The sequence below is a fragment of the Flavicella sp. genome (genome assembly GCF_029238425.1).
In the GTDB taxonomy this organism is placed as follows: domain Bacteria; phylum Bacteroidota; class Bacteroidia; order Flavobacteriales; family Flavobacteriaceae; genus Flavicella.
Genome location: NZ_JAQWGB010000004.1, coordinates 1 through 14,199, shown reverse-complemented (window position 1 = coordinate 14,199; position 14,199 = coordinate 1). Strand labels below are relative to the sequence as shown.

The window sequence follows — 14,199 nt, the reverse complement described above, 5'->3', positions numbered from 1 at the left end:
GAAGACGGATTATTAAAAATCACTGCAAGAAGAGAAGATTACCGTGGTGCCGAATTTACGTCTACAAGAATGCTTACGCAGGACAAATTTAGTTTTGTTTATGGAAAAGTTGAAGTGCGTGCGAAACTACCTTCTGGTGGTGGAACATGGCCTGCGATTTGGATGCTCGGCGATAATATTACAACTGTAGGCTGGCCTGAGTGTGGAGAAATTGACATTATGGAACATGTTGGTAACAGACCAGGATGGACTTCAAGTGCAATTCACAATAATGCAGGACATGGGGGTGGATATTTCGGTGAAGAGCAATACATTCAAGATGCAACCTCTGAATTTCATATTTACGGAATCATTTGGACTGCAGACAAAATTGAATTTACAGTGGACGGTGAAGAACATTTCACATACAACCCTGCGGATAAAAACACGAACAACTGGCCCTACACGGCTAAACAATTTTTAATCTTAAATATTGCTATGGGTGGTGACTTAGGAGGTAACATCCCTTCTTCATTCACTGAAAGCACAATGGAAATTGATTACGTAAGAGTATATCAATAACTAAAAACAACATAAACTTAAAATTAAGTTTGGTTAAGCGAAAAAGTGCGGAAATCTTTGGTTTCCCACTTTTTACTTAATCAACATTAAACAACATTTTACTTTACAATTATGGCATTTTTTTTACATAAAAAAAACGTTCTATTGATGATTTGTGCTCCAGTTTTACTTTTGTTTCTGTTTTTTTCAAAACCAAAGAAAACCACAATCGAATATAAAACGAACATATACACTACAGCTCACAAAAGCGAATTAAAACTTACAGAAACAGATAAATTTTCATTTTCTGCTTTTGAACAAGCAACAGAAACTGATGTAGTAATTGTAGTAAACCCAAAAAGACAATTTCAAACCTTGCTTGGTATTGGAGGAGCTTTAACAGATGCGTCTGCTGAAACTTTTTTTAAACTGCCTAAAAAAGCGCAGGAGAAAGTTTTAGAAAGCTACTTTGACAAAGACAAAGGAATAGGATATAGTCTTGGGAGAACCTCTATTCATAGTTGCGATTTCGGGTCAAAAAGTTTTACTTATATAGAAAAAGGCGATACAGAGCTTAAAACATTTTCTATAGAACAGGATCGAGAACTTAGAATACCTTTTATCAAAAAGGCCATAAAAAAAGCTGGAGGCAAACTTACTTTTTACGTAAGTCCCTGGAGCCCACCTGCTTTTATGAAAACGAATAATAATATGTTACAGGGAGGGAAATTAAAAAAAGAATTTTACCAGCCCTGGGCTAACTATTATGCCAAGTTTATCAAAGCTTATGAAAAGGAAGGAATTCCTATCTGGGGATTGACCATACAAAACGAACCTATGGCAAAACAAATATGGGAATCTTGTATATATACTGCTGAAGAAGAAAGAGATTTCTTAAAAAACAATCTTGGACCAACTCTTAAAAACAAAGGACTAGGAGATAAAAAAATAGTCGTTTGGGATCATAACAGAGATTTATTGTTTCAAAGAGCTAACACTATTTTTGATGATCCTGAAGCATCAAAGTACGCATGGGGATCAGGATTTCATTGGTATGAAGACTGGAAAGACGGAAAGCCAATGTTTGATCAAGTTAAAAATGTTCAAGAAGCGTACCCTGACAAGAAATTACTTTTCACAGAAGGTTGCAATGAAAGTTATGATATCAATAGAATCATAAATGAAGATCCAAAACTAGCAGAACGTTACGGAAAATCAATGATCAACGATTTTAACAACGGGACTGTAGGTTGGACCGACTGGAATATTCTTTTAGATCAAAACGGAGGGCCAAACCATGTGGGAAATTTATGTTTTTCACCTGTACATGGAAATATAGATTCAGGAGAATTGACTTTTACAAATTCTTACTTTTATATCGGTCATTTTTCAAAATTCATTAGACCTGGAGCCAAAAGAATCTCGAGTGTCTCTAGTGGAAACCAAATATTATCAACAGCCTTTAAAAACAAAGATAACAGCATTGTTATTATTGTTATGAACCAAGGCGACGCGAATCAAAGTTTTAGCATTGAATTAGAAGGAAGAACGGCAAGCACATCTGCCCTTGCGCACTCAATTCAAACAATAATTTTGAAACCCACCAACTAAGATTAACTACTAAACCCAACTACTATGCAAAAATCTTATACAATTACCATCAGTTTTATAGTTGCCTTAGGAGGATTCTTATTAGGATTTGACAGCGCCGTTATTTCTGGAGCTGTTGGAGGTATAAGAAGTTATTTTGAAATGTCTGATTGGGAACTAGGATTTTCCGTAGGTTGCGTCATATTTGGTGCAATGATCGGGAATATTTTTGCCGGACCGTTAAGTGACAAATACGGAAGAAAGAAAATATTAATTTTTACAGCAATTTTATTTACAATTTCTGCTATTTGGTCGGCCTTGGCGACCGAATATTATATTTTTATCATCGCTAGAATCATAGGAGGAATTGGAATTGGAGCTGCTATTTTAATCGCACCGATTTATATTGCTGAAATTGCTCCGCCAAAACTAAGAGGTAGCTTGGTTTCTCTAAATCAACTGAATATAGTTCTGGGTATCTCTGTAGCATACTTTTCTAATTATTATCTAAAAGATCTCGATGGTGACAGCTGGAGATGGATGCTTGGGGTAGAAGCCATTCCAGCAATTATATATTTCAATGCCCTATTTGTTGTTCCCAAAAGTCCAAGATGGCTGATTCAGAAACTCAATAAAATATCTCATGCGGAGACTATACTCATCAAAATTGGGGGAAAAGATTTTGCGATAGAAACGATTGAAGAAATTATTAAAGGAAAAGACAAAAAGACAAAAACAGGAACCCTATCAGAACTATTTAAAAGTAAGTTTAGTAAAATTCTATTGATCGCTTTTGGACTAGCCTTTTTTCAACAAATTACAGGAATCAATGCTATTTTCTATTACGCCCCTACAATTTTTGAACAAGCAGGTGGTAGTTCAGACGCTTCTTTTTTACAGGCAATTGTTGTTGGCTTGATCAATTTGGTATTCACTTTTGTAGCAATTGTTCTTATTGATCGCTTGGGGAGAAAACCTTTGTTAATTATTGGAACAGCAACCATGACTGTTGCACTTACCATGGCCACAATTGCCTTTAATAATGCAACGTATGACATCAATCAAAATAATTTACAAAAAATTCAAAATACAGAAATTCAAAATGCAATTGCGTCCTTAGAAGGATCACAATATGCAACCCAGAACGATTTATTTAAAGCTGTAGATCCATTGTTGAACATACCTCAGCTGAAAGAATTCAAACAAAATGAAATCAAAAATCTGATTACAATCAATGCAACTTTAGTTTTACTCGCCATATTGTTATATGTGGCTGCATTTGCCATTTCTCTAGGACCTGTTATGTGGACTATGTTGTCGGAAATTTTCCCTGGAAACATAAAAGGTATCGCAATATCAGTTGTTGGATTTTTCAACTCCCTTGTTAGTTACACTGTAACGCAATTTTTCCCTTGGGAGCTTACAAACCTTGGGCCAACAGTTACGTTCGCCATTTATGCCATCATGGCGCTACTTTCTTTGATTTTTGTATACAAGTATGTGATAGAAACTAAAGGAAAAAGTTTAGAAGAAATTGAAAACCTATTAATACAAAATTAAATGAAAACATTCCATACAATTATATTCGTTGCTGTTTTCCTATTGATAGGAATAACTAATAATGCACAACAAATGCAACCTGCAAAAGTTACCATTGAAAACTTAAACGGATCCTTTCAACTAAAGGTCAATAATGAGCCTTTCTATATAAAAGGAGCTGGTTTAGAGTTTGGAGCGATAGACGCATTGGCAAATCATAATGCAAACTCCTTTAGAACCTGGAGAACGAATAACGGTAAACAATCCGGAAAAGAAGTCTTAGATACTGCTTTTAGCAAAGGTCTCTATGTAACTATGGGTATTGAAATAGCCAGAGAACGACATGGTTTTGACTACGATGATGAAATTGCAGTGAAAGAGCAGTTTGAACGGGTAAAAGCCGAGGTATTAGAATTAAAAGATCATCCAGCCCTTCTTATTTGGGCCATTGGAAATGAATTGAATTTGCATCACACCAATCCTAAGGTTTGGAATGCCGTTAATGATATTTCAAAAATGATTCATGAAATAGACCCAAATCATTTAACCACAACTACGCTTGCAGGAATACAACAAAACGAAGTGGATCTCATAAAAACCAGATGTGGAGATTTAGATGTATTATCTATTCAATTGTATGCTGATTTACCAGAACTACCTATGAGAATAAAAAAGTTTGGGTGGACGGGTCCTTATATTGTAACAGAATGGGGAGCAACTGGTCATTGGGAAGTTCCAACTACTGAATGGGGAGCACCTATTGAAGAAAACAGCACGATCAAAGCAGCCAAATATTTAGATAGATATAACAAAGCTATTGCCGTTGACAAAACGCAATGTTTGGGTTCATATGTGTTTTTATGGGGGCAAAAACAAGAGAGAACACCCACATGGTATGGAATATTCTCAGCCAAAGGAGAAGAAACAGAATCTGTAGATGTTATGCATTATATCTGGAATAACAAATGGCCAGAAAATAGATCTCCTCAGGTGAAAAGTTTCCATCTAAATGGAAAAACAGCTTACCATAATATCAAATTAAAATCAAATACCTCAGCAAGTGCCTCTATCGTTGTTGAAGATCCTGACAATGATAAAATAACCTACACCTGGGAAATACTCAAAGAAAGTACAGATCTAAAAGATGGTGGAGATTTAGAGCAAAAACCTGTTGGAATTGAGGTAGAAGTACTGAAAAAAGCGGAAGGAAAATTTGAATTTAAAACGCCAAACAAAGGTGCCTATAGATTGTTTGTATATGCAAATGATGAAGACAACAATGTGGCAACTACAAACATTCCTTTTTTAATTGAATAACTAATAATAACAGTGCGGTATTACTGTTTTTAATCACATATAATGAAGACTACTGACATCAACCTAGAAAAGAAAAAAGCTTCTTTAGAATCTAACAAAATTGAAGGTAAATTGATTTCTTTTGAAAACGAAAAATATTATAAAATCACTAATAGTGATGAAATGCGTCCATTTTTTATGAGTATCGTAAGTGACTCTAACCACTGGATGTTTATTTCTAGCAATGGTGGATTGACTGCGGGAAGAAAAAATTCAGAATTTTCTTTGTTCCCTTATTATACAGATGACAAAATCACTGAATCATCGGACATCACGGGAAGTAAATCGATATTTCACGTCCAAAAAAATGGAACTAATTTTCTTTGGGAACCTTTTTCTATCCGTCAAGAAGGACTTTATAACACGCAGCGAAATTTATACAAAAACAGCTATGGAAACAAAGTAATTTTTGAAGAGATCAACATCGACTTAGGGGTTACATTCAGATACCAATGGAATTCAAGTAATCAATATGGATTTGTAAAAAAGTCTACCTTGATCAACAATTCCGAAGATTCAATTTCGGTAAAACTGCTTGATGGAATTCAGAATATAATTCCAGCTGGAGTAACTACAGATTTACAAAATAGCAGAAGTAACCTTGTAGATGCATATAAAAAAGGAGAATTGGAATCAGAAGTTGGTTTGGGGATCTATGCGTTGAGTGCTATCATTGTGGATAAAGCTGAACCTAGTGAAGCCTTAAAAGCAAACATCGCTTGGTCAACAGGATTAGATAATCCAACCCATTTGATTTCTTCTACTCAATTAAATGATTTTAGAAAAGGCAAGGAATTGCATCAAGAAGAAGATGTCAAAGCAGAAAAAGGGGCTTATTTTATTGCTACAGAGATCCAACTGTATCCTCAAGAACAAAAAGAATGGATGCTCGTTGCCAATGTAAACCAAACCATGGTCAACATCGTAGAAATCTCTAATTTGATCAAATCAGATAAAGACCTGTCGGCCGTTTTACAACGTGATATTGAACTAGGAACTCAAAATTTAATTGATCTTACCTCAACTTCGGACGGACTTCAGTTGTCTGCAGATAAATTGAGAAATACAAGACATTTTTCAAATACACTTTTTAACATCATGAGAGGTGGAATTTTTGATAATGATTACAACATAGAAAAACAAGATTTTATACAATACATCTCTAAAGCAAATAAAAAAGTTTTCAAAAAAAGAGAACAAGTTCTCAATGAACTTCCTGAACTTTTTACACTAAAATTTTTAAAGGAATTTGCAGAAAATGATAGGGACAAAAATTTTATCAGACTTGCTTTTGAGTATATGCCTTTGAAATTTAGTAGAAGACATGGAGATCCAAGTAGACCTTGGAACAAATTCTCTATCAATACCACAAGTGATGACGGATCTAAAATTTTAGACTATGAAGGAAACTGGCGCGATATTTTCCAAAACTGGGAAGCACTTGCCCACTCCTATCCAGAATTTATTGATAGCATGATTCATAAATTTTTGAATGCTACTACTTTTGATGGATACAATCCTTATAGAGTTACCAAAGATGGTTTTGACTGGGAAACCATTGAGCCAAATGACCCATGGTCATACATTGGGTATTGGGGAGATCATCAGATCATTTATCTTCTAAAATTTTTAGAGTTTATTGAAAACCATTATCCTAATAAATTGGAGACCTATTTTAAGCAAGAGATTTTTGTGTATGCAAATGTTCCTTATAAAATAAAAAGTTACGAAGACATCCTTAAAAACTCTAAGGACACCATTGTTTTTGACGAAGAATTAGACCACGAAATCCATCAAAAAAGAGAACAACTAGGTGCTGACGGAGCTTTGATTACGGATAAAATCCATTCAGTCTACAAGGTCAATATGATTGAAAAACTATTGGCAACGGTGTTGGCAAAAGTTTCAAATTTTATTCCTGAAGGAGGAATTTGGATGAATACACAAAGACCTGAATGGAATGATGCCAACAATGCTTTGGTTGGTAATGGAGTCTCTATGGTTACCTTGTATTACTTGAGAAGATTTCTTAACTTTTTTGAAGAAGTCGTTGAAAAAACCAACCATGAAGACAATGGGGTTTCAGAAGAATTGGCACAGTTTTTCTATCAAGTTTTTAAAAGTTTGACAGAAAACAAAGCCATTTTAAATTCAAACATTTCTGATTCTGATAGAAAAAAGGTTTTAGATGGATTAGGAAAAGCGGGAAGCGATTATAGAAATTCTATTTATAAAAATGGATTTACAAGTAATAAAAAATCAATTACCAAATCAGAGTTGCTAAACTTCTTTGCTTTAACAAAAGAGTATTTAGATCAAACGATCGCTGCCAGCAAAAGAAAAGACAATCTTTTTCATTCCTATAATCTAATGACGATTGAAAATGATAATGAGATTTCTATTTCATATTTACCAGAAATGCTGGAAGGGCAAGTTGCCGTTTTAAGTTCTGGTTTCATTTCAGGAAAAAGTTCTTTAGAATTATTAGATGCTTTAAAAAACAGTGCACTATTTAGAGAAGATCAATACAGCTACATTTTGTATCCAAACAAAGAGCTTCCAAGATTTTCTCTTAAAAACAACATCAAGAAAAGTACGGTTGACAAATCTCAACTTTTAGCACAACTACTAAACGATGGCAACAAACAAATTATAGAAATAGATGCAAACGGCAACTATCATTTCAATGCGAATTTCAACAATGCTGACAGTCTTAAAGCAGCTTTAACTCAGTTGCCTGATACCTATGGAGAATTGGTAGAAAAAGATACTGATTATCTGTTACAGTCCTTTGAAGAAATTTTTGATCACAAATCTTTTACAGGAAGATCAGGTACTTTCTTCGGATATGAAGGTTTAGGATCTATATACTGGCATATGGTGTCTAAACTCGTTTTAAGCATTCAAGAAACCTGTTTATCAGCTGTTGCAAATAAAGAAGATTCAAAAATCATTGGAAGATTATTTGACCATTACTACGAGGCGAATGAAGGAATTGGAGTACATAAATCTCCGGAACTATATGGTGCTTTTCCTACAGACGCTTACTCTCATACACCGGGCGGAAAAGGAGCGCAACAACCAGGAATGACTGGACAAGTAAAAGAAGATCTACTAAGCAGATTCGGTGAGCTTGGAGTTTATGTTCAAAACGGAAGCATTGGTTTTAACCCTTCTATGCTCCGAAAGGAAGAGTTTTTAAAGGAAGCCAAAAAATTCAATTATAAAAATATTCTTGGAGAATATAAAGAATTACTGATTGAGGAAAACTCTTTGTGTTTTACCTATTGTCAGACTCCAGTAATCTACAAAGTAAGCAACAAAAACGCCATAGAAATAACACTTTCAAACAAAGAAAAAATTTCAATTGATCATATAGAACTCGGACAAGAATTAAGTAGTAAACTTTTCAATCGCTCTGGAGAAATTGAACAAATAGTCGTATCAATCACTAAATAAGCTCTTTACAAATGCGAAAATTTAATAAATCAGTGCTTCTAGTACTTATTAGCTTTTCTCTTTTAGGATGTTCAAATAAGAATAAAACTATGAATAAAACTGCTTCAGAGATCTTAGGCAATCCAAATTACTTAGCGATGTCCTATGGAGGTTACCGTCAAAATTCTAGATCCATTCAACCTAGCCTAGAAGAACTAAAAGAAGACATGAAAATTCTTGCTGCTATGGGAGTAAAGATTATCAGAACTTATAATGTTCAACTTGACCAAGCAAAAAACGTTTTACAAGCGATCACAGAATTAAAAAAAGAAAACGAAAATTTTGAAATGTATGTAATGCTCGGGGCATGGATAGATTGCAAAAACGCTTGGACAGAGCACCCAGTCGATCATAATCAAGAAAGTGAATTCAATATAGACGAAATAAACAGGGCCGTAGCTCTAGCTAAAAAACATGCCGATATTGTAAAAATTATTGCCGTTGGAAATGAAGCAATGGTAAAATGGGCAACAAGCTATTATGTGCAACCCGATGTTATTTTAAAATGGGTAAATCATTTGCAAGAACTAAAAAAATCAGGTGAATTATCTTCTGATGTTTGGATTACCAGCTCTGATAATTTTGCTTCCTGGGGTGGAGGTGATGGAGAATACCACACAGAAGATTTAAATAAATTGATTCATGCTGTTGATTATATTTCTATGCATACATATCCCATGCACGACACCCATTACCACCCAGTATTTTGGGGCCTAGAAAATGATGAATCTAAACTTACTTCCATTCATAAAATCGACTCTTTGATGTTAAGGTCAAAGAATTATGCTACCTCTCAATACGAAAGGGTAAAAAAATATATGGAAAGTATTGGTGCGCAGAAACCTATTCACATTGGTGAAACAGGCTGGGCCAGCTACTCCAATGAATTATATGGAAATGAAGGTTCAAAAGCTACAGATGAATATAAGGAAGCCTTGTTCTATAAATTAATGAGAGAATGGACAAACTCAAACAACATGTCTTGTTTTTATTTTGAAGCCTTTGATGAGCCCTGGAAAGATGCAAATAACCCAGGAGGTTCAGAAAATTATTTTGGGTTATTTACGCTAAACGGTGAAGCAAAATATGCTTTATGGAATCTTGTAGATAAAGGTAATTTTAAAGGACTATCAAGAAACGGGCATGCAATTAAAAAAACATTTGATGGAAACCTAGAAGAACTCTTAAATCAAGTTCAATTGCCTGAGAATTATTCTGAACAGTTACACTATTAAATCATGCGAAAAAACTACCTAATTATTTATCTATTAATTTGCTTCAGCTTTTTTAGTTGTACTAAAGACAAAGTCATTGATACTATTTCAATCGAAGGGAGGTCTATTCTAGTAAACAAACAACCTTTTATGATTAAAGGTATTTGTTATCATCCTGTTTCTAAAGGCGAAAGTTCAAGAAGTTTTTCTCACTTAGGCCAAGATTTAAAACTGATGAAAGAAGCACATATCAATACCATACGTGTGTATCAACCTATAGATGATACATCTGTTTTGGACAGGATCTCTAACGCAAATATGAAAATCATAATCGGCTTTGGGTACAACCAAAATGGTCATTATGATATACTTTCTGGTAGTTATTTAGAATACATTAAAAAATTCAAGAATCACCCCGCCATCTTGATGTGGGAACTTGGTAATGAATACAATTATCATCCGGAGTGGTTTGATGGAGATCTAAAAAACTGGTACAAAACGATGAATACTGCTGCCAGCGAAATAAAAAAAATGGATAACAGCCACCCAACAACCACTGCGCATGGTGAATTACCAGACGCTATGGCACTCGAATTATCACCCAATATTGATGTTTGGGGTATGAACGTATACCGCTGGGACAATCCAGAAAAAATATTCTCTGAATGGGAAACCATCTCAGATAAACCCATGTATCTCTCAGAAGCTGGTGCGGATAGCTATATGACCATGGACAAACCAAACTATCCAAAAGGAGTAAATGAAAAGGCACAGGCTGATGCCACTAAAAATATTTTAAACAGTATTTTCAACAATCAAAATATTTGTTCTGGAGTCACACTTTTTGCTTTTGTAGACGAATTATGGAAAGCAGGTAACAACGATCAATTAGATCCAGGAGGATGGGCACCCAATAGCAGTGGCGTTCCATATGACGGGACTCCAAATGAAGAATATTGGGGGATTCTAACTATCCATAGAACTCCTAAAAAAGCATATTACATATTAAAAAACAAATACCATTCCGTTTCTAAAAATCACTAACCACGATTTTTTAAACAACCAAAACTAAACTTATGAAATACCCAACTACAGCACCGGAAGATATCGTACCTATTGGCCAAAAAGTAGCCTTTGGAGCAGGTCACTTAGTATTGAATTTACTCCCTGGATCGCTCGCAATTTTTATGTTCTTTCTTTTAACTGCCTTTGGTATGGATCCATTTTTAGCTGGACTTTTAGGAGGGCTCCCTAGAATATTTGATGCCATTACAGATCCGATCATGGGATTTATATCTGACAATACTAAATCAAAATGGGGGCGAAGAAGACCTTATATTTTTGTTGGAGCGATTGCTAGTGGAATCCTTTTTGCCGTTTTGTGGCAACTAGATCCTGAAAACTCACAGATGTTCAATTTTTGGTATTTCTTAATCTTATCGATGGTGTTTTTAATTGGGAATACCATGTTTGCAACACCCTTAATTGGGCTTGGTTATGAGATGACTTCAGATTACAATGAAAGAACTCGATTGATGGCTTTTTCTCAAATCATTGGTCAAATTGCCTGGATGATTGTGCCTTGGTTTTGGGTATTAATTGCCAATCCAAATGTCTTTGAAACACAAGCTATTGGGGTACAGAAACTGTCTGTTATCGTGGGGTCTATTTGCATCGTTCTTGGTTTATTACCAGCATTGTTCTGCAAAGGAATCGACTCTGCTAATATGGACAACAGAAAAGAAATCACATTTAAAACTATGTTTTCCAATGTCAAAGATTTGTTTCAAGGGATTATTCAAGTATCCAAAAACAAACCCTTTATGAAACTTTGTGGAGCTACATTTTTGGTTTTTAACGGGTTTCAATTAGTTGCCTCCTTTAGTTTTTTCATAATCGTATTTTTTATGTTTAACGGAGATTATGGTTTGGCTGGTACATGGCCGGCTTGGTTTTCAACTGTTATGGCCTTTGTAACGGCATTTCTGGTAATTCCAGTTGTTTCTTGGATGGCAAATAAATATGGAAAACGGAAAGCCTTTATATATTCAACTCTGATTTCTATAGTAGGCTATGTGTTGAAATGGTGGGGATTTGACCCTGATATGCCTTGGTTGTTATTTATGCCAATTCCTTTTATTTCCTTTGGAATTGGAGGATTATTTACTCTGATGATGAGCATGACTGCAGATGTCTGTGACCTCGACGAATTAGAAAATGGAATGCCTAGAAAAGAAGGGACTTTTGGTGCTATTTATTGGTGGATGGTAAAACTAGGACAAGCTTTGGCCTTGGTATTAGGTGGATTGGTTTTAAAAATTGTAGGTTTTGATCAAAATGCCGCCATGCAATCTGCAGAGACATTGACCAAATTAAGACTTGCTGATATTATCATTCCAGCGATTACGGCAGGACTCGCTGTATGGGTGATGTGGAACTATAGTTTGGATGAAAAAAGAGCCAGAGAAATCAAAGACGTCTTAGTAAAACGAAGAGGTAAGTTATAAAAAATCAAATAACAAGATAAAAAACACCCCATATGTATGATGGGGTGTTTTTTTATATTCTAAAATTTAAGTTTTTCGTCTTTATCCCAAAGCCCCCAGAAAGCTCCAACATCACCTTCAGCTCCTGTTTTCCAGGATTCATCAAAAGAAGAGAAATAAAACAAATCTATATCCTCTTCTGCTGACCATTTTTGAGCATTGATAAAGTACTTCATAGCATTCTCATAAGAAGGCACCGCCCCATGAAAGATTTGTCCTTTATTCGTCCAACCCGTTTCAGATACAATTACTTTTTTTCCATTTGCAGCTTTTACAGCCCTTGCATACATTTCTTTCATATATATCAAGGAATATTCCATACTACACCCTTCCCAATACGGATAACAATTTGCAAAAATAACATCACAAGCTTCTGTTACCCTTGGTTTCTGCTCAAACTCATAATACGCATCTACATAGCCCACGGGAACCTCTGGAATCGCATTTTTCACTTGATGAATAAATGAAAGCAATTCATCCTCCTCAAGATCTCCTCTATACAATACCTCATTCCCAACTGCAGCTAAATCTACATATCCATCTTTCGCGACTTTGATAAGATTCTCTATTTCTTTTTTGTTTATTTCTTCATCATCCCCAAGCCAAGCACCCACCATGGTTTTCATTCCTAATTCATGAGCAATTCTTGGAATCATTTCGTTTCCATCAGTACAAGAAAATGATCTAATCCATTTAGTATAGGGCTTGATAATCTCTAACCTTCTTCTTATTTGGGTCTCCGTTAGAATATCTCCAGGCTGTTGACCTTCTTCATAGGGACTAAAACACAATCCATGCATCCCTTTATACAACACTTTTTTAAATAACAATTCTAATTCTTCCTTTGATTTGTTTGAGGTCTCTACCCCGGTCAAAGACATCATTTTTTCATACCTAACTGACATAATTTTATTTTTGGTTTAATTAGTAAGATTCGTTGATTTATCAACAAAATGTTAGGTTTGCAAGTTACTACAGTATCAACTCTATCAGCCAAACATCAACTCTACAACTCCTTAACATCATTGTACAAAAAACTATACAAAAAAAGGGTCAGTGATTTCTCACTGACCCTTTAAAAATCAACCCCCTAATTATTTACTTGTAACCTTTATAATTTTTTGATTCTTGCTACCTGTTAGTTTTACATAATACATGCCAGACACCAAATTCAATTGTTGTGTATTTACTTCCAAAGTGTTTTCCCCTTCAATTGTCTTCACTAATATTAATCTACCATGAATATCAATTAGGGCAACCTTTTTAAATAAATGTCCCTCCTCTAATGAAATATGTAAAACATCAGTAAAAGGATTTGGATATACCTTGGTTTCAGAAACAACTGCAACTTCAGAATTTGAAACAATTTCTTTGCCAATACCCTTAGCCGAAGAACTAACTGAAACACCGTTTTGTGTACATGCATCAATATTTGATGTCCAATTCGTTCCAACCGGTCTTATACTTGCTTTCCATAGATAATTGTTTGCAACTACTGGAGCACTGTTCACAGATACATTTATGGCTGCAACTCCCGTTCCAGCATTGACAGTTGTAACTCCATACCCTAACCAACCTGAATTCCAAAGTTCTACAACTACGTCTCTATTCTGTGTTGCAGAATAAGGAAGATCTACAGTATAAGAATTACCAGAACCTATGACACTAGGCATACTACCACATAAAATAGCATCCGCATTACCTTGAATCACTGAAACATTAGTGATACTATTATCAGAAGCTAAAGTAGTTGTCCAATCACCTCCAACAGGTCGGATACTTGATTTCCATCTATAACCAGTCCCAACTGCTGGTGCTGCCGTTAATTGAAGCGTAATATTTGTTGTTCCACTACCAGCTGGAACTGTTGCTGTTGCTTGACCAAGCCAACCAGAATCCCAAAACTCTACAACAAG

The 14,199-nt window shown here is 35.1% G+C and carries 10 protein-coding genes; 8 read left to right on the top strand and 2 right to left on the bottom strand.

The window, feature by feature from the left end; translation table 11 throughout:
• From P8H68_RS00310 to P8H68_RS00275, 8 genes are all read left to right on the top strand, one after another.
• Nucleotides 1-561: glycoside hydrolase family 16 protein (locus P8H68_RS00310; RefSeq protein ID WP_300320100.1), on the top strand; the 561-nt coding region annotated here is incomplete at its 5' end.
• A 111-nt stretch (nt 562-672) separates the two neighbouring features.
• On the top strand, nt 673-2,151 hold the full coding sequence (locus P8H68_RS00305) for a glycoside hydrolase family 30 protein (RefSeq protein WP_300320097.1): 1,479 nt from the start codon (nt 673-675) through the stop codon (nt 2,149-2,151).
• 24 nt (nt 2,152-2,175) lie between these two features.
• A complete protein-coding gene (locus P8H68_RS00300) occupies nt 2,176-3,690 on the top strand; it encodes a sugar porter family MFS transporter (RefSeq protein WP_300320095.1) in 1,515 nt (504 codons plus the stop codon).
• Nucleotides 3,691-4,986, top strand: a complete 1,296-nt coding sequence (locus P8H68_RS00295) for a glycoside hydrolase family 2 TIM barrel-domain containing protein (protein WP_300320093.1) — start codon at nt 3,691-3,693, stop codon at nt 4,984-4,986.
• A gap of 42 nt (nt 4,987-5,028) precedes the next feature.
• Nucleotides 5,029-8,484 (top strand): hypothetical protein, encoded by a 3,456-nt coding sequence (locus P8H68_RS00290; protein WP_300320091.1) that lies wholly within the window; start codon nt 5,029-5,031, stop codon nt 8,482-8,484.
• Nucleotides 8,485-8,573: 89 nt separating this feature from the next.
• On the top strand, nt 8,574-9,758 hold the full coding sequence (locus P8H68_RS00285) for a glycosyl hydrolase family 17 (RefSeq protein WP_300320088.1): 1,185 nt from the start codon (nt 8,574-8,576) through the stop codon (nt 9,756-9,758).
• A gap of 129 nt (nt 9,759-9,887) precedes the next feature.
• Nucleotides 9,888-10,781 carry a glycoside hydrolase family 2 TIM barrel-domain containing protein gene (locus P8H68_RS00280; protein ID WP_300320085.1) on the top strand — a complete coding sequence of 298 codons (894 nt, stop codon included), beginning with the start codon at nt 9,888-9,890 and terminating at the stop codon, nt 10,779-10,781.
• A gap of 32 nt (nt 10,782-10,813) precedes the next feature.
• Complete coding sequence (locus P8H68_RS00275; RefSeq protein WP_300320082.1) at nt 10,814-12,244, top strand: MFS transporter; 1,431 nt, start codon at nt 10,814-10,816, stop codon at nt 12,242-12,244.
• Between the two features lie 59 nt (nt 12,245-12,303).
• On the opposite strand, the gene P8H68_RS00270 is transcribed toward P8H68_RS00275, so the two are convergent.
• Both P8H68_RS00270 and P8H68_RS00265 read right to left on the bottom strand, forming a co-directional pair.
• The gene (locus P8H68_RS00270; RefSeq protein ID WP_300320080.1) at nt 12,304-13,188 is read right to left on the bottom strand and encodes a glycosyl hydrolase family 17 protein; all 885 of its coding nucleotides are present in this window, start codon (nt 13,186-13,188) and stop codon (nt 12,304-12,306) included.
• Between the two features lie 189 nt (nt 13,189-13,377).
• Nucleotides 13,378-14,199 (bottom strand): T9SS type A sorting domain-containing protein (locus P8H68_RS00265; RefSeq protein WP_300320077.1); only part of this gene is annotated, 822 nt, incomplete at its 5' end.